The 23929-nt window shown below is 76.3% G+C and carries 22 protein-coding genes and 1 pseudogene; 13 read left to right on the forward strand and 10 right to left on the reverse strand.

What is annotated here, in order from left to right; all coding sequences use genetic code 11:
• The first annotated feature begins 98 nt into the window (after positions 1-98).
• Positions 99-1226, forward strand: coding sequence for an NAD-dependent epimerase/dehydratase family protein (locus tag GKC29_RS17050; RefSeq protein ID WP_155331779.1), 1128 nt, complete (start codon positions 99-101; stop codon positions 1224-1226).
• Between the two features lie 91 nt (positions 1227-1317).
• On the opposite strand, the gene GKC29_RS17055 is transcribed toward GKC29_RS17050, so the two are convergent.
• Entirely contained in the window at positions 1318-2781 is a 1464-nt protein-coding gene (locus GKC29_RS17055; protein ID WP_155331780.1) for a hypothetical protein, read from the reverse strand.
• Positions 2782-2924: 143 nt separating this feature from the next.
• Here GKC29_RS17055 and GKC29_RS17060 point away from each other — a divergent pair, with 143 nt between their 5' ends.
• Genes GKC29_RS17060 through GKC29_RS17070 form a run of 3 tightly spaced genes read left to right on the forward strand, consistent with a single transcriptional unit; the run spans position 2925 to position 4938 of the window.
• On the forward strand, positions 2925-3599 hold the full coding sequence (locus tag GKC29_RS17060) for a glycosyltransferase family 2 protein (protein ID WP_155331781.1): 675 nt from the start codon (positions 2925-2927) through the stop codon (positions 3597-3599).
• Entirely contained in the window at positions 3596-4279 is a 684-nt protein-coding gene (locus GKC29_RS17065; RefSeq protein ID WP_155331782.1) for a DUF2064 domain-containing protein, read from the forward strand. Before GKC29_RS17060 ends, GKC29_RS17065 begins: the two co-directional genes overlap by 4 nt.
• Positions 4276-4938, forward strand: coding sequence for a bifunctional 2-polyprenyl-6-hydroxyphenol methylase/3-demethylubiquinol 3-O-methyltransferase UbiG (locus GKC29_RS17070; protein ID WP_155331783.1), 663 nt, complete (start codon positions 4276-4278; stop codon positions 4936-4938). The genes GKC29_RS17065 and GKC29_RS17070 overlap by 4 nt, the downstream gene beginning before the upstream one ends.
• Positions 4939-4964: 26 nt before the next feature.
• Here the strand turns inward: GKC29_RS17070 and GKC29_RS17075 are convergent, their stop codons facing one another.
• Positions 4965-6749 (reverse strand): hypothetical protein, encoded by a 1785-nt coding sequence (locus GKC29_RS17075; RefSeq protein ID WP_370463259.1) that lies wholly within the window; start codon positions 6747-6749, stop codon positions 4965-4967.
• A gap of 45 nt (positions 6750-6794) precedes the next feature.
• Positions 6795-7586, reverse strand: a pseudogene (locus GKC29_RS17080) (CDP-alcohol phosphatidyltransferase family protein); the annotation flags it as partial.
• Between the two features lie 92 nt (positions 7587-7678).
• Here GKC29_RS17080 and GKC29_RS17085 point away from each other — a divergent pair.
• The 7 genes from GKC29_RS17085 to GKC29_RS17115 are packed head-to-tail and all read left to right on the forward strand — an operon-like array spanning position 7679 to position 13280.
• On the forward strand, positions 7679-8662 hold the full coding sequence (locus tag GKC29_RS17085) for a zinc-binding alcohol dehydrogenase (RefSeq protein ID WP_155331785.1): 984 nt from the start codon (positions 7679-7681) through the stop codon (positions 8660-8662).
• A gap of 2 nt (positions 8663-8664) precedes the next feature.
• On the forward strand, positions 8665-9063 hold the full coding sequence (locus GKC29_RS17090) for a 6-carboxytetrahydropterin synthase (protein ID WP_155331786.1): 399 nt from the start codon (positions 8665-8667) through the stop codon (positions 9061-9063).
• The gene (locus GKC29_RS17095) at positions 9060-10094 is read left to right on the forward strand and encodes a glycosyltransferase family 4 protein (RefSeq protein WP_155331787.1); all 1035 of its coding nucleotides are present in this window, start codon (positions 9060-9062) and stop codon (positions 10092-10094) included. The genes GKC29_RS17090 and GKC29_RS17095 overlap by 4 nt, the downstream gene beginning before the upstream one ends.
• Positions 10091-10915, forward strand: coding sequence for a methyltransferase domain-containing protein (locus GKC29_RS17100; RefSeq protein ID WP_155331788.1), 825 nt, complete (start codon positions 10091-10093; stop codon positions 10913-10915). The genes GKC29_RS17095 and GKC29_RS17100 overlap by 4 nt, the downstream gene beginning before the upstream one ends.
• Before the next feature lie 49 nt (positions 10916-10964).
• Positions 10965-11930 carry a lysylphosphatidylglycerol synthase transmembrane domain-containing protein gene (locus tag GKC29_RS17105; protein ID WP_155331789.1) on the forward strand — a complete coding sequence of 322 codons (966 nt, stop codon included), beginning with the start codon at positions 10965-10967 and terminating at the stop codon, positions 11928-11930.
• 11 nt (positions 11931-11941) lie between these two features.
• Positions 11942-12598, forward strand: coding sequence for a GTP cyclohydrolase II (gene ribA, locus GKC29_RS17110; RefSeq protein WP_155331790.1), 657 nt, complete (start codon positions 11942-11944; stop codon positions 12596-12598).
• The gene (locus GKC29_RS17115; protein ID WP_155331791.1) at positions 12591-13280 is read left to right on the forward strand and encodes a dihydrofolate reductase family protein; all 690 of its coding nucleotides are present in this window, start codon (positions 12591-12593) and stop codon (positions 13278-13280) included. Before ribA ends, GKC29_RS17115 begins: the two co-directional genes overlap by 8 nt.
• Here the strand turns inward: GKC29_RS17115 and GKC29_RS17120 are convergent.
• Together GKC29_RS17120 and GKC29_RS17125 are read right to left on the reverse strand one after the other, a co-directional pair.
• Positions 13250-13825 carry a GNAT family N-acetyltransferase gene (locus tag GKC29_RS17120; RefSeq protein WP_155331792.1) on the reverse strand — a complete coding sequence of 192 codons (576 nt, stop codon included), beginning with the start codon at positions 13823-13825 and terminating at the stop codon, positions 13250-13252. The two genes, GKC29_RS17115 and GKC29_RS17120, sit on opposite strands and share 31 nt — an antisense overlap.
• Positions 13818-15959 (reverse strand): penicillin acylase family protein, encoded by a 2142-nt coding sequence (locus GKC29_RS17125; RefSeq protein ID WP_155331793.1) that lies wholly within the window; start codon positions 15957-15959, stop codon positions 13818-13820. Before GKC29_RS17125 ends, GKC29_RS17120 begins: the two co-directional genes overlap by 8 nt.
• Before the next feature lie 239 nt (positions 15960-16198).
• Between GKC29_RS17125 and GKC29_RS17130 the strand changes: the two genes are divergently transcribed.
• The gene (locus GKC29_RS17130; RefSeq protein WP_155329394.1) at positions 16199-17443 is read left to right on the forward strand and encodes an IS110 family transposase; all 1245 of its coding nucleotides are present in this window, start codon (positions 16199-16201) and stop codon (positions 17441-17443) included.
• A gap of 11 nt (positions 17444-17454) precedes the next feature.
• Here the strand turns inward: GKC29_RS17130 and GKC29_RS17135 are convergent, their stop codons facing one another.
• The 3 genes from GKC29_RS17135 to GKC29_RS17145 form a co-directional block, all read right to left on the reverse strand.
• The gene (locus tag GKC29_RS17135; protein WP_155331794.1) at positions 17455-18264 is read right to left on the reverse strand and encodes an ABC transporter ATP-binding protein; all 810 of its coding nucleotides are present in this window, start codon (positions 18262-18264) and stop codon (positions 17455-17457) included.
• A gap of 68 nt (positions 18265-18332) precedes the next feature.
• Positions 18333-19361 carry an iron chelate uptake ABC transporter family permease subunit gene (locus GKC29_RS17140; RefSeq protein WP_155331795.1) on the reverse strand — a complete coding sequence of 343 codons (1029 nt, stop codon included), beginning with the start codon at positions 19359-19361 and terminating at the stop codon, positions 18333-18335.
• Positions 19358-20461, reverse strand: a complete 1104-nt coding sequence (locus GKC29_RS17145; protein ID WP_155331796.1) for an iron ABC transporter permease — start codon at positions 20459-20461, stop codon at positions 19358-19360. The genes GKC29_RS17140 and GKC29_RS17145 overlap by 4 nt, the downstream gene beginning before the upstream one ends.
• A gap of 66 nt (positions 20462-20527) precedes the next feature.
• Here GKC29_RS17145 and GKC29_RS17150 point away from each other — a divergent pair, with 66 nt between their 5' ends.
• The gene (locus tag GKC29_RS17150; protein ID WP_155331797.1) at positions 20528-21565 is read left to right on the forward strand and encodes an ABC transporter substrate-binding protein; all 1038 of its coding nucleotides are present in this window, start codon (positions 20528-20530) and stop codon (positions 21563-21565) included.
• A gap of 50 nt (positions 21566-21615) precedes the next feature.
• Here GKC29_RS17150 and GKC29_RS17155 read toward each other — a convergent pair whose 3' ends face one another.
• Both GKC29_RS17155 and GKC29_RS17160 read right to left on the reverse strand, forming a co-directional pair.
• Positions 21616-22101, reverse strand: a complete 486-nt coding sequence (locus GKC29_RS17155) for a GNAT family N-acetyltransferase (RefSeq protein WP_155331798.1) — start codon at positions 22099-22101, stop codon at positions 21616-21618.
• Positions 22102-22214: 113 nt separating this feature from the next.
• The gene (locus GKC29_RS17160) at positions 22215-23861 is read right to left on the reverse strand and encodes an NAD(P)/FAD-dependent oxidoreductase (protein ID WP_230688658.1); all 1647 of its coding nucleotides are present in this window, start codon (positions 23859-23861) and stop codon (positions 22215-22217) included.
• Positions 23862-23929: the final 68 nt, after the last annotated feature.

Consider the following 23929-nt stretch of genomic DNA (forward strand, 5'->3'; position numbering starts at 1 on the left):
GACGCGGGGTCCCCCGTCCGGTGGGTCGGTCTTACGAAGTCGTGACGGTCCGGCCGAACACCCGGGCCGCCGCGCCCGGCCGGCCTAGCGTGACCGGAATGCGCATACTCGTCACCGGCGCGGCCGGCTTCGTCGGGTCGCACGTCGTCGACCTGGCGGTCGCCGAGGGGCACGACGTGGTCGGCCTGGACGCGCTGCTCCCGCAGGCGCACGGGGCCGGGCTGCCGGTCTGGTCCCGGACGCACCGGCCGGTGGTCGGCGACGTCCGCGACGCGGCGCTGCTGGACCGGCTGCTGCGCGACGTGGACGCCGTCTGCCACCAGGCCGCCATGGTCGGGCACGGCCTCGACCCGTCCGACGCCCCGGCGTACACCAGCCACAACGACCACGGCACCGCCGTGCTGCTCGCCGCCATGCACCGGGCCGGCGTGACCCGGCTCGTGCTGGCCAGTTCGATGGTCGTCTACGGGGAGGGGACGTACCGGTGCGCCGCCCACGGCGTCGTCCGCCCCGCTCCGCGCCGCCCCGCCGACCTGGCCGCCGGCCGGTACGACCCGAGCTGCCCCGCCTGCCACCGTCCACTCACCCCGGCCCTGGTGCCGGAGGACGCGCCCCTCGATCCCCGCAGCACGTACGCGGCCACCAAGCTGGCGCAGGAGCACCTGGCCGCCGCCTGGGCCCGGCAGACCGGCGGCGGGGTGTGGGCGCTGCGCTACCACAACGTCTACGGCCCCCGGATGCCCCGCGACACCCCGTACGCGGGCGTGGCCTCGATCTTCCGCTCGGCGCTGGCGGCCGGGCGGGCGCCCCGCTTGCTGGAGGACGGCCGCCAGCGCCGCGACTTCGTGCACGTCACCGACGTGGCGCGGGCCAACCTGCTGGCGCTGACCGCCCCGGCGCCGGAGGGCCTGGTGCCGGTCAACGTCTGCTCCGGCGAGCCGCACACCGTCGGCGAACTCGCGACCACCCTCGCCGCGGCGATGGGCGGTCCCGCGCCCCTCGTGGTCGGCGGTGCCCGCGCCGCCGACGTCCGCCACGTCGTCGCCGACCCGCGCCGCGCCGCCGGCCTCCTCGGCTACACCGCCCGGGTCGGCTTCGCCGAGGGCGTCGCCGCGTTCGCCCGCGACCCGCTGCGGGAACCGGCCGCCGTGCCCGCCGGTGGGCCGTCCCCGGCCGCCCCGTCCGAGCCCGCCGTGGCGGCGGAGCCGTCCGCCCTGCCGGCCTGACCGGCCGGCGCGATGCCCGGGCGGGGCGCCGGCACGGCATGGCGCATCCTGCGCTGTCGCAGCCGGCGCACACCGCCGGACGCCGCGACCGTCAGCTGACCGTGAACAGCAGGTGGTTGACCGCCACGGCGGTCACTGCCTGCCCGGCGAGCCACCACCGGTGGGTACGTGCCGGCAGGTGCGCGACGGCCACCAGCAGCCACACCGCGAACGGCAGCCAGATCCGCTCCACCTCCGCCTTGCTCAGCCCGGACAGGTCCGCCGCCACGACCGCCAGCGCCGCGGCCACCGGGAGCACGACGACCGGTCCCGCGCCCCGGACGGCACCCGCCATCGCCGACCACCACCGCGCGGCACGCCCGATCCGCCCCGCGGGCCCGGCGATCACCCCGCCGTCGGCCGACCCGGCCGCGAGCCGCGCGAGCGCGCCACGAACCGGCCCGACGGCGGCCACCAGCGCCCGGCGCAGCGCCGGCCCCACCGCCGGCCCGGCGGACAGCAGCAGCGCGGCCAGGTTCGCCCACACCCAGTAGCCGTACGGGCGATCGGCCGCCCACCCCTGGTAGTAGCGCTCGACCACCAGGCGGTAGCCGTCCCACCACCAGAACCCGGCGGTGGTGAACGCCACCACGACGGCGGCGACCCCGGCGAGGGCGGCGGCCAGCGCTGCCCACCCGTCCCGGGCCCGCACCGCCAGCACGGCCACCGCCAGCAACCCGACCAGCACGAACCCGTACGACAGGTGCAGCGCGAAGCCCAGCACGAGCCCGCCGGCGAAGGCCGTCCACCGGCCGCCGGTCGCGAGCAGCGCCAGGCCGGCGGCCACCACCCCGGCGAACAGCCCGTCCGCCGACGCCCCCACCCAGACCGCGCCCGGCAGCAGCACCAGGAACGGCACCAGGGCCCGGGCGGCGCCGTCGGCTCCCAGCGCCCGCAGGGTCACCGGCACCGACACCGCAACCGTCGCGCCGGCCAGGACGCACACCAGGCCGGCCACCGCGCCGCCGCCCAGCCCGACCCGGTCGAGCCACACGAAGACCAGCAGCGCCCCGGGCGGGTGCCCGGCCGTGTGCGTCGACCACGAGTCCGGCTGGAAGTCGAGGATCCGCCCGGTGAAACCGGCCAGCACGGCGGACACGTCGGTGACCCGGGGCACCTCGTGCAGGTACTCCGCCTGCGTGGTCAGCCGCTCGGCGAGACCGGCCGACCAGCCGTCCACCAGGGCCAGCGCGAGCGTCCACGCCACCGAGGCCAGCCAGCCGGCGAGGAGCAGCCGGCCCCAGCGGGCGGTCCGCGCCCACGGAACGCCCCAGACCAGCACCACCACGGCGACCAGCACCACCGCCGGCGTACCCCAGCCGACGTGCGGACGCCAGGTGGCGTAGGCCGGAGCGGCGTCCGCGTGCAGGCCCGAACCCCGGGCGTTGAGCACCGCGCCCACCACCACGGCGGCCGCCAGCAGCGCCGCCTCCACGGCGAGCACCACCAGGTCGGCGCGGCCCCGGCGGGCGGGCGCCGCGGGGGCGGCGGCGGTTCGTGTCGGTGTGGACGTCACAACGACCGCACGGTACGGGCTGCGACGCGGTGGCGCAGGCGAAGCGGCGTCCCGTCACCGGTCGGTAAGAATCTGTCCCCCGGTAAGCGATCTGTAAGCACGTTCCGGCCGCCGCGGGTCCGCCGCCGCCCTAGCGTCGAGGCATGTCCACACAGATCGACGTGGTCCTGCCGTGCCTGGACGAGGCTGCGGCGCTGCCGGGCGTCCTCGCCGCGCTGCCGCCCGGGTACCGGGCGCTCGTGGTGGACAACGGGTCGCGGGACGGGTCGCCCGAGGTGGCCGCCCGGCTCGGCGCCCGGGTGGTGCACGAACCCCGCCGCGGCTACGGCGCCGCCGTCCACACCGGGCTCCTCGCCGCCGAGACCGAACTGGTGTGCGTCCTGGACGCGGACGGTTCGTTCGACCCGGCGGAGCTGCCGGCCCTGGTGGCCCCGGTGGCGGACGGCTCGGCCGACCTCGCGGTGGGCCGCCGCCGGCCCGTGTCGGCGTCCGCCTGGCCGTGGCACGCCCGCGCCGGCACCGCGCTGATCGCGGCGCTGCTGCGCCAGCGTGGCGTCCCGCTGCGCGACCTGAGCCCGATCCGGGTGGCGCGGCGCGAGGCGCTGCTCGGCCTCGGCGTCACCGACCGGGCCTTCGGCTACCCGCTCGAACTGCTGGTCCGGGCGGCCGCCGCGGGTTGGCGCATCCGGGAACTGGACGTCACGTACGCGCCGCGCGCCGCCGGCACCCGCTCGAAGGTCTCCGGCTCCGTGCGCGGCACCCTGCGGGCGACCCGCGACTTCGCCGGCGTGCTGCGCAGCATGGGCGGCACCCGGTGACCGTCCTGCTGGTCGTGGCGAAGGCGCCGGTGCCGGGCGCGGTGAAGACCCGGCTGTGCCCGCCCGCCACCCCCGACCAGGCGGCCCGGGTCGCCGCCGCCGCGCTGCGCGACACGCTCGCCGCGGTCGCGGCGACCCCCGGCGTGACCCCGGTGCTCGCCCTGCACGGGCGGCTCGCCGACGGCGTGGCCGCCGACGCGCTGCGGACCGCCGTCACCGGCTGGACGGTCCTGCCGCAGCGTGGCGCCGGGCTGGGCGACCGGCTCGCCGCCGCGTACGCGGACATCGCGGCCGCGTACCCCGGCCGGCCGGTGCTCCAGATCGGCATGGACACGCCGCAGGTGTCCCCGGTCCTGCTCGGCGCGGCGGCGCGGCGCCTGGCCGGCGCGGACGCGCTGCTCGGCCCCGCGGTCGACGGTGGCTGGTGGGGCCTGGGCCTGCGCGATCCCCGACACGCGACCGCCCTGCGGGACGTGCCCATGTCCACCCCGCTGACCGGGCGACGCACCGTCGAGGCACTGGCCGCGTGCCGCCTGCGCGTTCAGCCGCTGCCGGTGCTCCGGGACGTCGACGAGTGGGCCGACGCGCTGGCCGTGGCGGCGATGCTGCCGGGCAGCCGGTTCGCGCGGCAGGTCCACGCCGTCCGGCCGGACCCGGAGACGGTCGGGACACGGCGGTGACCGCCCTCGCCACCGACCCGGACGCCGCCGGCTTCGCGGCGGCGCTCACCACCCCGACCGGGACGCACTGGCTGGTCGACACCCACGGGCGGCGGACCCGCCTGCCGGTCGACCGCTGGCACGCGGCGGCGGAGCCGGCGCTGCGGGCGGTCCTGCGCCGCTGCGCCGGCCCCACCCTGGACGTCGGCTGCGGGCCGGGCCGGGTCACCCGCGCGCTGGTGGAGGCCGGTGTGACGGCCGTCGGGCTCGACGTGTGCGCCGAGGCCGTCCGCCGTACCCGGGCCCGCGGCGCGGTCGCGCTGCGCCGGGACGTGTTCGACCCGCTGCCCGGCGAGGGGCGCTGGGCGCACGTGCTGCTGATCGACGGCAACATCGGCATCGGCGGCGACCCGGTCGCCCTGCTGCGCCGCTGCCGGGACCTCCTCCGCCCGCGCGGCACCGTCGTGGTGGAGGTGGAACCGGCCGGCCCCGGCCTGTGGCGCGGCGTCAGCCATCTCGCGTACCGGACGGTCGACGGCGTGTCCCGGCGGGGCCCGTGGTTCCGGTGGGCCCGGCTCGACGAGCGGGCGCTGCCGGCGGTGGCCGCCGCGGTCGGCCTCGCGGTGCACGAGGTGGCCGACCGGGACGGCCGCCGGTTCGCCGTCCTCCGCCGCCCCTGACGGTGACGACGGGGCCGGCGCCGGGATCAGCCGGGCGGGCCGGCCGCCGCTGCGCGCGGGTCGAGGCCGGGGGAGAACGTGGTGAGGAAGCGGTCCCGGAAGGTGTCCATCCGCCACACCGGCGCGTCGGGTCCCGGCCGTAGGCCGTCCTGCCAGTTCCAGCCGGCGATCCGGTCGAGCACCGCCCGGTCCCGCGTGATGAGGTGGATCGGCACGTCCTGGCTGGCGTCCGGGCCGGTGACGATCGGCGCGGGCTGGTGGTCACCGACCACGATCAGCACCAGGTTGTCGCCGCCGTACCGCTGGACGTACGAGGTGAGGGCGCCCAGCGTGTACTCGATCGACCGCCGGTAACCCAGCCGGGGCTGCTTGGACGAGCTGCGCTCGGTGGCGTCGCGGAACACGCTGCCGTCGCCGAGCGCGTTCCAGTCCAGCAGCCGGGGGATGTGCGTCCAGGGGGAGTGGCTGGAGATCAGGGCCAGCTCGGCCATCACCGGCCGCCGGTCCGTGGCGGTGCGTTCCCGCTGGTGGAACACCGACAGGGTGTACTGGTCGGGCATCGGGGCGAAGCTGAACCGCGGGCCCCGGTAGCCGAGGCTGTGCTCGTCGTAGAACTGCTCGTAGTCGTAGAACGCCCCCTCGGGCCACGCCTGGTTGGCCGCCGGCATCACGCCGACCGTCCGCCAGCCGGCCCGCTGGAAGGCGGTGCCGAGGGTGCTGCGGTCGCTGGCCAGCAGCGTACGGTGGCGTTGGTCGTTGTCGATCCACAGGCCGGAGAGCAACGTGGCGTGGGCCAGCCAGCTGCCGCCGCCGGTGGTGGGCGAGGTGAGGAACGCGCTGCGGGTGCCGTAGCCGGCCGCGGACAGCCGACGTTGCCCCTGGTCGAGCACCACGCCGACGTTGGCGAACTCCTCCTCCTGCACCGCGTCGCGCCCGTAGCTCTCGACGAAGGCGACCAGCACGTCCTTCCCGCGCAGCGCGGTGAGCAGCCGGTCGCCGGGCGCGTCGCCGTACGGGTCGGCGTCGACCTCACCGGCGAACACCGCCCGGTCGCGCAGCCGCGCCTGCACCTGCAGGGCGTGCGCGTTGACCAGCACGGTCGCGGAGGCGTCGGCCACCGGCCCGGCCGGCGCGATCCGCACCCCGGCGGCGGCGCCGACGAGCCAGAGCACCACCAGCGCCGCCAGCGCGCGGCGGGACCGGTCCGGGTGGCCGGCCAGCAGCCGGCACAGCCGCCGGGTCGCCCAGGTCAGGGTGGCGAGCAGCCCGACGGCCAGCAGCACGGCGCCGACGGCGGCGGCGACGGCGCCGGCCCGCCCGACCGAACCGCTCACGAAGGTGAACGCCTCGTCGAGCAGCGCCCAGTCGAGCACCAGGTCGAACGGCCGGCCGAGCGCCGAGCCGAAGCCGAGGTCGGCGGCCTTGAGGACCACCAGCAGCCCGAGCGCCACCCCGGCCAGCGTCGCCACCGGGCGGCGGGCCCGGGTGGGCAGGGCGAGCAGGACCGCCGCCAGCACCAGACCCTCCAGGGGGATCCGGACCAGCGCGGCGGGCGTCAGGTGGCCCGGTCGGTGCGGCGCGCCCAGGGCGACCAGCACCAGCGCCACGGCCACCGCGGTGGCCAGCCACCCCACGACCCGCCGCCACCGCGCCGGCCGGTCCACCTGCCCCGGGGTACGCCCCGTGCCTGGCTCGTCGACCGGGACGGTGCTCCCGTCGGGCCGCGCGCTGCTCTCGTCGGGCCGCGCGCTGCTCTCGTCGGGCCGCGCGGTGTTCTCGTCGGGCCGCGCGGTGTTCTCGTCGTTCTGCACGGTGCTCCTCGGTCAGTCGTGGACGGCGACGAGTTCCCGGCGCGCCGCCGGCCGGCCCGCGCCCACCGGCACGCCCGGCAGCGGCGCGCCGGCGACCGGCATCGCGGGCTGCCCGACGGGTGCCGTGGCCGGCGTGGGGACCGGCGCGGAGCGGCGCCGCCACAGCCAGAGCACGTCCCGACCGAACGACTCCACCTGGAGCGCCAGCGCCCCGACGAGCAGCGCCACCGCGGCCGGCGGCGGCAGCACCCGCGACGCGGCGACCAGCAGCAGCACGCCCAGCGCCGCCGCGGTGACCTTGCGCCAGTACCGGGGTGGCAGCGGCCGGCACATCCAGGGCAGCGCCCAGCCGGCGGCGACGAACAGGTACCGCATCGCGCCGAGGGCGAGCACCCAGACCCCGACCGCCGGCGCCACGTGCAGGCTGAGCACGGCGACGAGGATGCTGTCGATCTCCATGTCGAACCGGGCGCCGAGCGCGCTGGCCGTGCCGGTGCGCCGGGCCACGTACCCGTCCACGGCGTCCAACGCGAGGGCCACCGCGGTGAGGACGGTGAACAGCCCGATCGGCACCGGCCGGCCGGCGAACCCGTCGGCGACCAGCGCGGTGACCGCGCCGACGAGCACCGCCCGGCCCAGGGTCACCCGGTCGGCCGGCCCGAGAGCGGTCACCCCCGCCCGGTGCAGGCCCACGAGCAGCGTCAGGCACACCGCCAGCCCGTACCCGAGGCCGGCGAACCAGCCGGTGGGGCCGAGACCGACCGTCCCGGCGAGCCCGGCCAGCAGGACAATCTGGACGCCCAGCCCGATCAGCGGACCGTTTCGAACCGTGGCCACCGTGCCTCCGTGTCTATGATCGACAACTCCCTGACTGGGTAGTACGCATGAAACGACGGTCCGGTTCGCCCGGACGCGGAAAGGAGCAGCCGGTGACACGGACGGCCCGGGCCTTCTGGCTGCGGACACCCGGCCAGGGGGAGATCCGGCCGGCGCCGCTGCCCGCCCCCGGCCCCGGCGAGGTGCTCGTCCGGGCGCGGTACTCCGGCGTGAGCCGCGGCACCGAGACGCTGGTGTTCACCGGCGGCGTCCCCACCGGCCAGTACGCGGCGATGCGCGCCCCGTTCCAGGAGGGAGACTTCCCGGCGCCGGTCAAGTACGGCTACCTCAGCGTGGGCGTGGTCGAGGAGGGGCCGGAGGACCTGCGCGGGCGCACCGTGTTCTGCCTGCACCCGCACCAGACCGCGTACGTGGTCCCGGTCGACGCGGTGGCGGTCGTACCCGACGGCGTTCCGGCGGCCCGCGCGGTGCTGGCCGGCACGGTGGAGACCGCGGTGAACGCGCTGTGGGACGCGCCGCCGCTGGTCGGCGACCGGATAACCGTGGTCGGCGCCGGCATGGTCGGTGCCACCGTCGCGGCCCTGGCGGCGCGCTTCCCCGGGGTACGGGTGCAGCTCGTCGACGTCGACCCGGCGCGGGCGGCGCTGGCCGCGGCCCTCGGCGTCGAGTTCGCCGCGCCGGCCGACGCGGCGGGCGGACGCGACCTGGTGGTGCACGCCAGCGCCACCTCCGCCGGCCTGCGGCGCTGCCTGGAGCTGGTGGCGCCGGAGGGCACGGTGCTGGAGCTGAGCTGGTACGGCGACCGCGAGGTGACCCTCCCGCTGGGCGGCGAGTTCCACTCCGGGCGGCTCACCCTGCGCAGCAGCCAGGTGGGCCGGATCGCGCCGGCCCGGCGGAGCAGCCGCAGCTACCCCGACCGGCTCGCGCTGGCGCTGGACCTGCTCGCCGATCCGGTGTTCGACGTGCTGCTCACCGGGGAGTCCCGCTTCGCCGACCTGCCCGACGTGCTGCCCCGGCTCGCCGCCGGGCGGCTGCCGGCCCTGTGCCACCTCATCACCTACGACGGAGAGGACTAACCGTGTTCAGCGTTACCGTCCGTGACCACATGATGATCGCCCACAGCTTCCGGGGTGAGGTGTTCGGTCCGGCCCAGCGCCTGCACGGCGCCACCTTCGTCGTCGACGCCACCTTCCGCCGCGCCGACCTCGACGCCGACGGCATCGTGGTCGACATCGGGCGGGCCACCGACCGGCTGCGCGCGGTGCTGGGCGAACTGACCTACCGCAACCTCGACGACGAGCCGGCGTTCGCGGGCGTGAACACCACCACCGAGGTGCTCGCCCGCACCGTCGCCGACCGGCTCGCCGAGGCGGCGCACGCCGGTGACCTCGGCGAGGGTGCGCGTGGCCTGGCCGGGATCACGGTGACCCTGCACGAGTCGCACGTGGCGTGGGCCAGCTACGAACGGTCGCTGTGACGGGCACCGTCCACGCGGTGCTGCCCGGCGACATCGACGACCCGGCCACACCGAGCGGAGGCAACCGGTACGACCGGCGCGTCCTCGACGGCCTGGCCGCCGCCGGGTGGACCGTGCACGAGCACCCGGTACCCGGTCGCTGGCCGGACCCGGAGCCGGCCGACCGGGCCGGTCTCGCCCGGGTGCTCGACGCGCTGCCCGACGGGGCGGTCACCCTGCTCGACGGCCTGGTCGCCTCGGCCGTGCCCGAGATCCTCGCGCCGCGTGCCGGACGGCTGCGCCCGGTCGTGCTCGTGCACCTGCCGCTGGACCACGACGCCGAGCGCGCGGCACTGGCGTGCGCGGCGGCGGTCGTCACCACCAGCGGCTGGACGCGGCGGTGGCTCATCGACCGGTACGCGCTGCCCGCCGGGCGGATCCACGTCGCCGCGCCCGGCGTCGACCCGGCACCCCCGGCGGCCGGCTCGTCGACCGGCGGGGAACTGCTCTGCGTCGCGGCGGTCACCCCGCTCAAGGGACACGACACCCTGGTCGACGCGCTCGCCCGGGTCGCCGACCTGCCCTGGCGCTGCGTCTGCGCCGGGTCGCTCACCCGGGACCCGGTGTTCGTCGACCGGCTGCGGCGGCGCGTCGCCGACCAGGGTCTCGCCGGGCGGGTGCACCTGGCCGGCCCGTACCCCGGGGCCGATCTGGACGCCGCGTACGCGGCGGCCGACCTGCTGGTGCTGGCGTCGCGGATCGAGACGTACGGCATGGCGGTCACCGAGGCCCTCGCCCGTGGCGTACCGGTGCTGGCGACCGCGGCCGGCGGGCTGCCCGACACCCTGGGCCGCGCCCCGGACGGCACCCCGCCGGGGCTGCTCGTGCCCCCCGGTGACCCGGCCGCCCTGGCCGGCGCGCTGCGGCGCTGGCTCACCGACCCGGCGCTGCGCGGACGCCTGCGCCGGTCCGCCCGCGAGCGGCGGGCCGCCCTCGACGACTGGACGACGACGACCACCGCGCTGGCGACGGCGCTGGAAGGAGCGGCATGACCGTCGACCTGCCCGCGGGCTTCGCGGACTGGCTCACCCTGCGCGAGCCCGCCGACGCGGCGGCCCGCGCCACGGACCTCGTCGACCGGGTGCGGTCCTGGCTCACCGGCACCCCGCTGGTCGTGCACGACCTCGGCTGCGGCACCGGGTCGATGGGCCGCTGGCTCGCCCCGCGGCTGCCCGGTCCGCAGCACTGGATCCTGCACGACGGGGACGCCGGTCTGCTCGCCCGCGCCGCCGCCGACCTGCCCGCGGCCGCCGCCGACGGTGCCCCGGTGACCGTCGAGACCCGCCCCGGTGACCTGACCCGGCTCACCGCCGCCGACCTGGCCGGCGCCTCCCTGGTCACCGCGTCCGCGCTGCTGGACATGCTCACCGCCGACGAGGTCGAGCGGGTCGTCGCCGCCTGCGCCGGCCGGCCGGCCCTGTTCGCCCTGTCCGTCGTCGGCCGGGTGCGGTTCGATCCGGTCGACGCCCTCGACACCGAGATCGCGGAGGCGTTCAACGAGCACCAGCGCCGTACCGTCGGCGGCCGTGCCCTGCTCGGGCCGGACGCCGTCGACGTGGCGGCCGCCGCGTTCGTCCGGCACGGCGCCGACGTCGTGCTCCGGCCCAGCCCGTGGCGGCTCGGCCCGAAGGAACCGGACCTGTTCGAGGGGTGGTTCGCCGGCTGGCTCGACGCGGCCTGCGAGCAGCGGCCGGAGCTGATCGGCCCGGTCGGGGCGTACGCGCGGAGCCGGCGCGCCGCCGTCGCGGCCGGCCGGCTGACCGTTCTGATCGACCACCGCGACCTGCTCGCCCTGCCTACGGTGAACCCGTGAGCGTCGCCGTACGTGCCTACCCACGGGAAAGATCGTGAGGGAGGTCCGGATGGACACGGCGGTGACCACCGCACCCGCGGCGGGCCGGAGGGTCTCGGGGCGGGCCCTGGCATGGGTCCGGACGCTGGGCGGTGTCGGCATGCTCGGCGGGCTCCTCTGCTGGGTCGGCGCCGGCCCGTTCCTCGACGGGCTGCGCCTGATCGACGCCCCCGCGCTGGCGGCGGCGCTGGCCATCGGCGTGCTCACCACGGTGTGCTGCGCGTGGCGGTGGAGCCTGGTCGCCGGCGGGCTCGGGGTCCGGCTGCCGCTGCGAACCGCCGTGGCGCACTGCTACCGGGCGGTGTTCCTCAACGCGACGCTCCCCGGCGGGATCCTCGGCGACGTGCACCGCGCGGTTCGCCACGGGCGGGATTCCGGCGACGTCGGGCGGGGTATCCGTGCCGTCGTGTGGGAGCGAACCGCCGGACAGGTCGTGCTCGCCGCGGTGGCGGTGGTGGTGCTCGCCGCGTTCCCGTCCCCGGTCCGGCCGTACCTGCCGGCGGTGGCGGCGACCCTCGCCGCGCTCGGGCTCGGCGTGTTCCTGCTGGCCCGGGCGCTGCCGGTGGCCAAGCCGTCCCGCTTCGCGCGGGCGCTCGGCGCCGCGGTCGCCGACGTCCGTGCCGGGCTGCTGGCCCGCCGCACCTGGTGCGGGGTGCTGCTCGCCTCCGCGCTCGCGGTCGCCGGTCACCTGGCGACGTTCGTGCTCGCCGCCCGCACCGCCGGCTCCACCGCGCCGCTGTCCCTGCTGGTGCCGTTGACGCTGCTGGCGCTGCTCGCGATGGGGGTGCCGGCGAACGTCGCCGGCTTCGGGCCCCGCGAGGGCGTGGCCGCGTGGGCGTTCGGCGCCGCCGGCCTCTCCGCCGCCGAGGGCGTCTCGACGGCGATGGTGTACGGAGCCCTGGTGCTCGTCGCGAGCCTTCCCGGTGCCGCCGTCCTGGTGGCCCGTCGTGTCCGCGTGCCGGCCGGCACCGTCTGACAAGGAGTCCGATGCATTCCGCACCGCCCGCCACCACGATCCGTACCGAGGTCACCGTCCCGCTGCGCTTCCCCGACGGGTACACCACCACGGCGCGGGTCTTCTCCTTCGAGGGCCTGGCCGACGGGCGGGAGCACCTGGCGTTCGGGCTCGGCGACCGGGCCCACCCCCTCGACCCGGCGGGCACGCGCCGGCCCGTGCCGCTGGTCCGCCCGCACAGCGAGTGCCTCACCGGGGACGTGTTCGGCAGCCAGCGCTGCGACTGCGGTCCCCAGTTGCGGGAGGCCGTCGAGCGGATCGCCGACAGCGGCGGGTACCTGCTCTACCTGCGGCAGGAGGGCCGCGGCATCGGCCTGTACGCGAAGCTGGAGGCGTACGCGCTCCAGGAGGCCGGCCTCGACACGTACGACGCGAACCTCGCGCTCGGCCACCGCGAGGACGAGCGGGACTACACGGTGGCGGCGCAGATGCTCGCCGCGCTCGGCGTGGAGCAGGTCGCCCTGCTCAGCAACAACCCGGACAAGGCCGCCCAGCTGCACCGGCTCGGGGTCACCATCACCGAGCGGGTGCCCACGGGCGTGTACCTCTCCCCGGCGAACGCCGGCTACCTGGCCGCGAAGGTGACCCGCGGCGACCACGCCCTCGACCTACCTCTCGTCCATGACTGAGCGACCGTACGTCCTGCTCAGCTGCGCCGCCTCGATCGACGGCTACATCGACGACGCCACCGGCCAGCGGTTGGTGCTGTCCAACGAGGCCGACCTGGACCGGATCGACGAGGTGCGGGCCGGGTGCGACGCGATCCTGGTCGGCGCGGGCACGGTCCGCCGGGACGACCCGCGCCTGCTGGTGCGCTCCGACGCCCGCCGCGCCGACCGGGTCGCCCGGGGTCTGCCGGCCTCGCCGGCGCGGGTGACGCTCACCGGCTGCGGCGACCTCGACCCGGGGGCCCGGTTCTTCACCGTCGGTGACACCGACCGGTTCATCTACTGCGCGACCTCGGCGGTCGAGAAGACCCGCGAGCGCCTCGGCGACCGGGCCACCGTGGTCGACGCCGGGGAGCCGGTCGACCTGACCCGGGCGCTGGGGGACCTCGCCGCCCGGGGCGTACGCCGGTTGATGGTGGAGGGCGGCGCGAGCGTGCACGCCCAGTTCCTCACCGCCGGTCTCGCCGACGAGCTGCACCTGGTGGTCGCGCCGTTCTTCGTGGGCGACAGCCGCGCCCCGCGCTTCGGCGGCGACGGCTGCTTCCCCTGGCACGCCGGTCGCCGCGCCCGCGTCGCCGAGGTCCGCCAGATCGGCGACGTCGCGCTGGTGCGCTACGCGCTCTCCGACCGCTGCGCCGGCTGAGCGGCCGTCCCGCGGTCGAGGAACATCAGCCGGGCCCGCTTGTCCGGCAGGTCGACCAGCGGACCCGCCACGAACCCGCTGCGACGCAGGCGGGCCACCGCCCGGTCGTTGCGGGCGTCCGGCTCGGCGACGATCCGCCGGTGCGCCGGGTCAGCGAACACGAACGCGACCAGCACCCCGAGCAGGTGGCCGGTGAAGCCGGGCTCGGGGTGGGCCGGCGGGCCGATCAGCAGGTGCACGCCGTGGTCGCCGGGCCGGACGTCGTACACCTCGCCGACCGGGTCGGCGGCCGGCTCGTACGTCTGGAACAGCGCCGCCGGCCGCCCGTCCCGGTGCGCCAGCCAGGCGTGGTGGGTGGGGAGGGAGTCCACGTACCGGTAGATCTCCGCCACCCGGTCCCGGCCGGCGTCGCGCATCCCCCAGAAGCGGGCCCGTTCCTGGCTGACCCAGCCGTGGATCAGGTCCGCGTCACGGTCCGGCTCCACCGGCCGCAGCTCGACGCGACCGAACCCCGCGACATCCCGTCCGAACACGGCGTCACCCATCCCGCTCCTCGGTGAGGTCGTCCCAGTTCGTGACCACCGGCAGCAGCTCCCCGTGCTGCCACGCCGCGAGCTGGTCGGTGTGGTGCGCCGCGCCGGGCACCCCGTCGGCGCCGAGCGGCACGACCCACCGGCTGTCCTCGCGCCGCGCCAGGTCCCACGCGTACCGCGCCGCCGGCCCGCGCAGGCACCGGTCGGTGATCCCGGGCACGCTGGAGGTCGCGAGCACGCAGTCGTGGTCCCCGTCCAGCTCCGGCCCGCCTTCCGGGCCGGCGTCGGGCAGGGCCCGCCACGCGGCGAGCCGGTGCCGGGCGCCCCAGCGGGCGCCCGCGCCGCCGACGGCCGGGTCCAGGTCGCCGCCGGCGACCTCCACGAGCGCCTCCCGGGCGAGCGCCGCCGCGTCCGCCCCGGGCAGCACCCCCGGGGCCAGGAGCGCGCCGAGCGCCGTCCCCACCCGCGGCGTCAGCGCCAGCCAGGGCGCGAACAGCTCCGGGTACGCCGGTGGCTCGGCGAGCGCCGCGAGGGCCGGGTGGGCGGCGATCCGCCGCACCAGGGCGGCCCGCACGGCGGCGTACGCGCCCGCGTCTCCGCTGTCGGCGGCCATCCGGCGGTCCCAGCGCAGCAGCCGGTCCCGCAGCGCGGCCGCTTCCGGCGGCAGACCGTCCAGGTCGGACAGGATCGCGAGCAGCGACCCGGCGGCGGCCGCGTACGTGTCGGTGTGCACCTCGGCCATCCGCCCGGCGGTCCAGCCGGGGGACGCGTCGAGCAGGTCCCGGATGCGCCGCGCCCGGTACGGGGGCGCGAACTCCACCCCCAGTGGCGTGGAGACGCCACGTTCGTTTGCCATCACCGCGACGTCGGGCACCTCGGCGCAGGGCATCGCGTGCCAGCCCTGCCACGCGTGCCCGGGCTCCCAACCGGGCACCACACGCAGGCGGTTGTCGGGGTGGCGCGCGGGCACCATCCCGGCGGCGCGGTGCAGCAGGCCGCCGGTGGTGTCCGCGGCGAGGACGACGTTGACCGGCTCCACCCACACGTCCACGGCGGCGTCCACGTCGGCGACGGTCCGGGCGCGCAGCAGCGCCGGCAGCGCGGCGAAGCCCAGCTCGCCGGTGACGCGGGGCGGGTAGCGGAGGCTGATCGCCTCGGGCGCGTCCGGCCCCCCGACCACCACCGGTCCCCGGTCGGTCTCGACGACCTCCACGTCGACCGGGTCGCCCCCGGCCACGGTGATCGTCTCGGTGTGGGCCCGCGCGGGGCGCCAGCCGTCCGGCCCGTACGCCTCGACGCCGCCGCCGTCGCGGCGCAGCCGCTCGGCGTACAGGTCCTGGTAGTCGGCCATCGCGTTGGTGATCGCCCAGGCGACGTCGCCGGCGTGCCCGAAGTGGGCGACGCCCGGCACCCCGGGAACGGCCAGGCCGACCACGTCGTACTCCGGGCAGGCCAGCCGGATCTGCTGGTAGATGCCGGGGTCCTCGATGTACCGGTGCGGGTCGCCGGCCAGCAGCGCGGCGCCGGTGGCGGTGCGGTCCCCGGCGAGCAGCCAGCCGTTGCTGCCGGAGCTGGTCGGCCCGTCGGCGTGGAACAGCGTCACGGCGTCCGGGCCGAGCCGCCGGGCGACGTGCTCACGCCAGAGCTTGGTGGGGAAGCCGGCGAAGAGCACGTGGTGGGTGAGCCAGATCGCCAGCGGGGTCCACGGCTCCCACCGCCCGGGGGCGAGGCCGACGGCGGCGAACCGGGGGTCGCGCGCCGCGCCGGCGGCCAGGCCGTCGTTGACGCCGTCGACGTACCGGGCCACCCAGCCGGCGGTGGCCTCGTCGAGCCGGGCGTGGCACCGCCGGGCGGTGTCGTCGAGGCGGGCCTGCCGGGCGAACCGGTCCCACGGCACCGCGTCGGCGCCGAGGAACGCGGCGCTGGCGCCGAGCGACCGGTGCCGTTCGACCTCCAGCTGCCACGCCCGGTCGTAGGCGGTCACCCGGCCCTGCGCGTGGGCCAGCTCGCCGGGGTCGCCGGCCCGCAGGTGCGGCACGCCCCACCGGTCCCGGAACACCCGGCCACCCGCGCGGGCACCGCGCTCGGTGCCGGCGCGGGGCCCGGCGGTCCGGTGCCCCTGGGTGTGCTCGGCGCGCGCGCTCATTGGTGCACCCTTGTCTCACTCGAGCTGATGTTGGTTCGAGTGCACCGGTGACCGTCGGGCCATCGCCCAGCTCGCTCGATCTTTGAGGTCCAGCGTGAGTTCTGCGAGGCCCGGCGGCCCGGGACACCCCGACTGGCAACAGGGCTATGCGCCGTCGAGCGCCGCTCAATGAGCGACCGGCAGTGGTGTCCCGGAACCGCCAGGTGCTTCCCCACTGGTAGCGCAGCGGAGAGGCAACCATGAGTGTGACCGACAGTGCCGCGTCGGCGCGAGGGAACTCGGCCGGGGTGGACTGGGCCAAGGACGACTACGCCGTCTGCGTCATCGACGCCGACGGTGAGCCGTTGGAGCGGCTGACGCTGACATACACCAAGACCGGCCTGAGACGGCTGATCGACCTGCTCGACCGGCATCGGGTGGACGCGGTCGGCATCGAACGCCCGGACGGCCCGATCGTCGATGCGCTGCTGGCCGCCGACACGACCGTATACGTGATCCCACCCTCGCAGGTCAAAGCACTGCGCCGACGGTACGGCTCGGCCGGGAACAAGGACGACCGGTTCGACGCCTACGTCCTGGCCGACACGGTACGCACCGACCGGCGACGGCTGACCCCGCTCGTGCTGGACAGCCCACCGACCACCGCGCTGCGCAAGCTGTGCCGCGCCCGCAAAGACCTCATCGCCCACCGCATCGCGGTCGCCAACCAGCTGCGCGCTCACCTGGCCACGGCCCTGCCGGGCACCGTCGAGCTGTTCAACGACATCGACTCGCCGATCAGCCGGCAGTTCCTGACCCGGTTCACCACCCAGGACGCCCTGGACCGGCTGTCGCCCACACGCCTGGCCGGCTGGCTCAAGAGCGTGAGCTACAGCGGCCGCACCGACCCAGCCGTGCTGCACGCCCGCATCACCGCCGCGCCTCGCGGCGCCACCGGCGACTACGGACAGACCCTGGCCGGTATCACCCGCGCCTACCTCGCCACCCTGGCCGCGATCGTGGCCCAGATCGACACCCTCAACCAGCAGATCACCGACACCCTCGACCGGCACCCCGACCGGGACATCTTCACCAGCCTGCCCCGCTCCGGCACCGTCCGCGCCGCCCGGCTGCTCGCCGAAATCGGCGACGCCCGCGGCCGATTCCCCACCCCAGCATCCCTGGCCTGCCTCGCCGGCGTCGCCCCGTCGACCCGCGAATCCGGCAAGGTCCGCATCGTCGCCTTCCGCTGGGCCGTGGACAAACAACTCCGCGACGCCGTCTGCGACTTCGCTGGCGACAGCCGCCACGCCAACCCCTGGGCAGCCAACCTCTACCAACGAGCCCGCGCCCGCGGCCACGACCACCCCCACGCCGTCCGCATCCTCGCCCGCGCCTGGCTCGACATCATCTGGAAGTGCTGGACCACCAACACCCCCTACAACCCCGACCGGCACCGAGCCCTCCAACACTTGCTCAGCCAAGATCAACCGGCGATGGCTTGACACAGGGCAACTCACGCCGTGACCTCGGTCGCGGTGCGGCGGCGGGCCGCCGGTACGACCAGCGGGGTCCCGGTCTCGGGGTCGTCGATGACGCGGCAGGGCAGCCCGAACACCTCCGCGACGAGGGCGGCCGTCACCACCTCCCGGGGCGGGCCGGCCGCGACCACCCGCCCGTCGCGCATCGCGATCAGGTGGCTGGCGTACCGCGCCGCGTGGTTCAGGTCGTGGAGCACCGCGACCAGCGTACGGCCCTGCTCCTCGTGCAGCCGTGCGCAGAGGTCCAGGATCTCGATCTGGTGGGCGATGTCCAGATAGGTCGTCGGCTCGTCCAGCAGCAGCAGGGGAGTCTGCTGGGCGAGGGCCATCGCCAGCCACACCCGTTGCCGCTGCCCGCCGGAGAGCTCGTCGACCGCGCGGTCGGCGAGGTCCGCGACGCCGGTTGCGGCCATCGACTCGGTGACCACCCGCTCGTCCTCGCGGGACCACTGCCGCAGCAGCCCCTGGTGCGGGTAGCGGCCCCGGGCGACCAGCTCGGCGACACCGATGCCGTCCGGCGCGACCGACGACTGCGGCAGCAGGCCGAGGGTCCGGGCGACGGCCCGGGCCGGTCGCCGCTGGATGTCCTCCCCGTCCAGCAGCACCGCCCCCACGGCCGGCTTGAGCAGCCGCGACAGGGCCCGCAGCAGGGTGGACTTGCCGCACGCGTTCGGGCCGATCACCACGGTGAAGGAGTGGTCGGGGATGTCGACGGTCAGGTCGCGGGCGATGGTCCGCCGCTCGTACGCGAGGGTCATCGCGGTGCCGCGCAACCGGGACTGCATGCTCGGTGCTCCGTTCTCGTTCGGGGCCGTCACCGCCGGCCCGTTCGGGGCCGGCCGGCTCGGGGCCGTCACAGCCGACCGGCCCGGCGCTCGCTGGCGAGGAGCCAGACCAGGTATCCGCCGCCGAGCACCCCGGTCACGACGCCCACCGGCAGCTGGTGGCCGGGGAAGGCGCGCTGCGCCACCTGGTCGGCGGCGACCAGCAGCAGCGCACCGAGAGCGGCCGAGGGCAGCAGGTTCGGCCCCGGCGCGCGGGTGAGCCGCCGGGCCAGGTGCGGCGCGGTGAGCGCGACGAAGTTGACCGGCCCGGCGGCTGCCGCCGCGAGGGACACCAGCAGCACCGCGGTGGCGAGCAGGGCCAGCCGGAGCCGCTGCACCGGGACGCCGAGGGCGCTGGCGGCGTCGTCGCCCATCTCCACCAGCCGCAGCGCCGGCCCGGCGGCGGCCAGCACCACCGTTCCCAGCCCGGCCAGGGCGACCAGCAGCGGTACGGCGTGCGTCCAACCGCGCCCGTCGAGGCTGCCGGTCAGCCAGAGCACGGCCCGGGCGGCGTCCATCAGCGGGGCGCGGGTGAGCAGCCACCCGTTGACGCCGGTGAGGATCGCGGCGACGCCGATGCCGACGAGGACCAGCCGGTACCCGTGCACGCCGCGGCGCCAGGCCAGCGCGTACACCAGCGCGCCGGTGGCGAGGCCGCTGGCCACCGCGGCGCCGGACAGCATCGCGCTGGTGCCGCCGACGACGACCACGACGAGCGCGCCGGTGGCCGCGCCCTGGGTGAAGCCCAGCAGGTCGGGGCTGCCCAGCGGGTTGCGGACCAGCGACTGGAAGACCGCGCCGGCCAGCGCCAGCGCGGCGCCGACGGCGGCGGCGGTGACCAAACGGGGCAGCCGCAACTCGTGGACGATGAAGTGCTCGGCCGGCGTGCCGTCGCCGGCCAGGGTGCGCAGCACGTCGGCGGCGCTCATCGGGTAGTCGCCGCTGCCCAGCGCGAGCACGCCCACCACCAGGGTGAGCAGGGCGCAGGTGGCGCCCACGGCGAGGGCGCGGGGGCGCAGGCGCAACGACAGCCCGCCGGGGGTACGCAGGACGATCACGGGTGGGCCACCCGCCCCCGCAGCACCAGCCAGAGGAAGAGCGGCCCGCCGAGCACGGCGGTCACCATGCCGACCTGGAGTTCGCCCGGCCGGCTCAGCACCCGGCCGACCACGTCGGCCCCGAGCAGGAGCACCGGCGCGAGCACCGCGCAGTACGGCAGCAGCCAGCGCAGGTCCGGCCCGGTGAGCGCGCGGACCAGGTGCGGCACGAGCAGCCCGACGAAGACGATCGGCCCGCACGCCGCGGTCGCGGCCCCGCAGAGCAGGGTGACCGCCACGATGACCGCGCCCCGGACCAGGGCGGGCCGCGCGCCGAGTGCGCGGGCGGTGTCGTCGCCGAGCGCGAGCGCGTTGAGCGGCCGGGCGACGGCGAGGGCGACCAGCAGCCCCGCTCCGGCGAACGGGGCGACCGTGCCGACGGTGGTGGCGTTGGCGCTCGCGAGGGAACCGACGGTCCAGAACCGCAGCCGTTCCAACGAGGCGGTGTCGAGCAGCATGACGGCGCTCACGTACGAGTAGAGCGTCGCGTTGAGCGCCGCGCCGGCCAGGGCCAGCCGGGCGGGCGTGGCGCCGCGTCCGCCGCCGACCAGGTAGACGGCGGCCGTGACGGCGGCGGCGCCGAGCAGCGCGAACCAGACCTGCCCCCCGACGGTGGCTACGCCGACCAGCGCGGTGCCGGTGGCCACCGCCGCCGAGGCGCCGGCGTTGATGCCGAGCAGGCCGGGATCCGCGAGCGGGTTACGGGTCAGCGCCTGCATGACCGCGCCGGCCACGCCGAGTGCGACGCCGGCGAGCAGGCCGAGCAGCGTACGCGGCAGCCGCATGCGGTGCACCACGGCGTACTCGGCGGCGCCCGGGTCGAGCAGTCCCCGCCACACGTCGGCGAGGGGGAGCGACTTCGCGCCGACGGTGATGCTGAGCACCGCGACGGTGGCGAGCACGAGCGTGGCGGCCACCAGCCCGCCGGCCCGCGTGGCGGCACGGCCGCGGCGTGACGGCGCGTCCGGGGCGCCCGCCACGAGATCGGACAGTGGTGGATGAGTGACGGACAGGGTGGACTCCGATGTGGTGCGGAACGCCGGGGCGGGGCTTGACAGCACCTTAGGTTAGGTTAACCTAACCCCCGCTGTCCATGGTCATCGCGACCCCCGACCGAAAGACCTGCCATGTCGCATCCCGTGCCCGCCCGCCGACTCTCCCGTCGCGGCCTGCTCGCCGCCGCCGGCGGCGCCACCCTGGCCGCCCTCCTCGCCGGCTGCGGCCGGGACGACACCGACACCCCGTCCGCCGGCGCCACCTCCAGCGGGCCGTGGTCGTTCACCGACGACCGCGGCGAGAAGCTCACCGCCGTCGCCCGCCCGACCCGCGTGGTCGCCTTCACCGGCGTGGCCGCCGCCCTGGTCGACTTCGGGCTCGACAAGCAGATCGTCGGCGTCTTCGGCGAGACCAAGCGCGCCGACGGCAGCAAGGACCCGCAGGCCGGCGACCTCAACGTCGAGGGCGTCGAGATCCTGGGCAACGTGTGGGGCGAGTTCAACCTGGAGAAGTACGCCGCCCTGCGCCCCGAACTGCTGGTCACCCACATGTACGACCCCGGCGCGCTCTGGTACGTCCCCGACGAGAGCAAGGACAAGATCGTCCCGCTCGCGCCGGTCGCCGCGATCACCACCGCGCGGGTGCCGATGACCAAGCCCATCGAGCGGTACGCGCAGCTCGCCGAGTCCCTCGGCGCCGACCTGTCGGCCGCGAAGGTCACCGACGCCAAGGCCCGCTTCGAGGCCGCCGCCGAATCGGTCCGCCAGGCCGTCAAGGCCAACCCCGGCATCAGGGTGATGGCCTGCTCCGGCAGCCCCGACCTGTTCTACGTGTCCAACCCGAAGGTCAGCACCGACCTCATGTTCTTCGCCGAGCTGGGCGTCGACATCGTGGTGCCCACCAAGCTGGAGGCCGGCGACTACTTCGAGGCGCTCAGCTGGGAGAACGCCGGGAAGTTCCCGGCCGACCTGATCCTGCTGGACAACCGCAGCACCGCGCTCCAACCCAAGGACCTCGCCGCCAAGCCCACCTGGGCCCAGCTGCCCGCCGTCAAGGCCAACCAGGTCACCCCCTGGGACGCCGTGCCGCGCTTCTCGTACGCGGGCGCCGCGCCGCTGCTGGAGAACCTGGCCACCGCCATCAAGGGCGCGAAGAAGCTCGCCGGCTGACCCGGGAACGTCCCGGCCGGCGAGGTCGCCGGCCGGGACACGCCTCCGGATCACAGCTCCCGGTACATGACGTGCAGGCCGACCCGGCCCCGCTCGGGGTGCCGGAAGGCGCCCGGCACCGTGCCCACCACCGCGAAACCCTCCCGCCGGTAGAGGTCGACGGCCCGGGCGTTGCTCTCCACCACCGCGTTGAACTGCATCCCCGCGTACCCCCGCTCGCGGGCCCAGGCCAGCGCGTGCCGGCACAGCGCGGTCCCCACACCCCGGCCCCGGGCCTCCCGGGCGACCATGAAACTCGCCGTCGCGACGTGGTCGCCCGGACCGGGGCGGTTGGTCCCCATCTTCGCGGTGCCCAGCACCGCGCCGCCGTCCACCGCGACGACGGTCCGTCCCGGCGGCGCCTCCACCCACATCGGGTACGCGGCCCCGGCGGTCAGGCCCGGGTCGTACGCGAAGGTGTCGGCCGCCCGGACCACCTCCGCGACGATCAGCCACACCTGAGCCCAGTCGGCGTCGTCGAACTCTCGGATCCGCATCGGGACGGACGCTAGGCAGCCGGGCGCCGCGGTCGCAAGCGGATTCCTCCCGGTGGGTGCATCCGCGGACACTACCCGGGCCGGCCGCCGACCGCGTCCCCGCCGACGGCGGCTCAGCCGGGGCGTACCCCGGTCGGCCGGTGGGCGGGCGTGCCGCTGCCGGCGCCGCCGCCGCCCGCCAGGCGGCTGAGTCCGGGGCGTACCCCGGTCGGCCGGTGGGCCGGGGCGCCGCCGTCGTGGTCGGCCGCCAGCCCGACGGTGGCCGTGGGGCGCAGCGGCGGCGCCGGCAACATCGGCGCGTCCCGGCCGGTGCCGCGACGGCCGTCGCCGTCCGGTGTCGCGGTCTCCTCGTGGTAGTCCTGCTCGACGTTGACCGCCCAGACGTCGTGCCGGGCTCCCCGCGCGATGTTCTCGGCGGTCAGCATCGCCGTCAGCATCGAGTGGTCCTGGTTGTTGTAGCGGTGCATGCCGTTGCGACCCACCGGATGCACGTTCGGCACCTCGCGGGCCAGCCACTCCCGGATCACGTCGACGTTGCGCTGGTAGCGCTCGTCGTAGACCGGGTACGCCTTCGGCATCCGCACCACGTAGCCGGCCTCGACGACGCCCGGGCGCACCAGCCCCAGCGCCTCCAGTTCCGCCGTCGCCGAGGCGATCAGGTCCGCGTCGGGCGTCCGCCACGTCTCGTCGTCCACCGAGACGAAGTACTCCAGGCCGAGGCAGGTGCGGCCGTCCTTCACGAGGTGCGGTGACCAGGAGCCGAAGTTCTGGATCCGGCCCACCTGCACGCCCGGGTCGTGCACGTAGATCCAGTTGTCCGGGAACGAGAACTCGGCCGGGACCACCAGCGCCACGGTGAGGAAGTCCCGGTACCGCAGGTCCTCCGCGGCGGCCCGGACCTCCGGCGGTGGCGCCGGCCGCAGCGCGGCCACCAGCTCGGAGATGGGCATCGAGGAGACGACGTGGTCGGCCGGCTCGGTCCGCCGGCCGCCGGCACCGTCGACGGTGACCGCGACCGCCCGCCGGTGCTCCGGATCCCGGTGCACGGCGGTGACCCACGTGCCGGTGGCCACCCGGCCGCCGCGCCGCCGAACCACCTCGGCGCAGCGCTCCCACATCATTCCGGGACCCAGCTTCGGGTACTGGAACTCCTCGATGAGGCTGGTCACGTCCTTGCGGTTGCGCTTCGGGAGCACCGCGTTGCGGACGGCCTTGGCCAGTGACAGGTTCTTGATCCGCTGCGCCGCCCAGTCGGCCTGCAGGCGGTCGGCCGGCATACCCCAGACCTTTTCGGTGTACGTCTTGAAGAAGATCGAGTACAGCCGCCAGCCGAACCGGGCCGACACCCACCCCTCGAAGTGCGACTGGTCGCGCGGCGGCCGCAGGCGGGCCCGCGCGTACGAGCCCATGCACCGGGCGGCCTCCCACAGACCCAGGTTCCGCAGCGCGTTGGCGGCGCTCAGCGGGTAGTCGTAGAGCGCTCCCCGGTAGTAGATCCGGCTCATCCGGGGCCGGAGCAGGAAGTCCTCGTCGGGGAGGATCTCGTGCCAGAAGTCCTCGACCCGGGACACCTTCGTGAAGAAGCGGTGCCCGCCGATGTCGAAGCGCCACCCGTCCCGCTCCACGGTCCGGCTGATCCCGCCGACCACCTCGTCGGCCTCGAACACCCGCACCGGGGCGCCCCAGCGGAGCAGCTCGTACGCGGCGGTCAGCCCCGCCGGACCCGCACCGATCACCACGGTGCCGTTCTCGTCGCCCATACGCCCGCGCCTCCGTACCCCGTCGACACCCCGTCGACCGGACGGCCGGCCGCTTACCCGGCCCGGCG

The sequence above is a fragment of the Micromonospora sp. WMMC415 genome (assembly GCF_009707425.1).
Lineage (GTDB): Bacteria > Actinomycetota > Actinomycetes > Mycobacteriales > Micromonosporaceae > Micromonospora.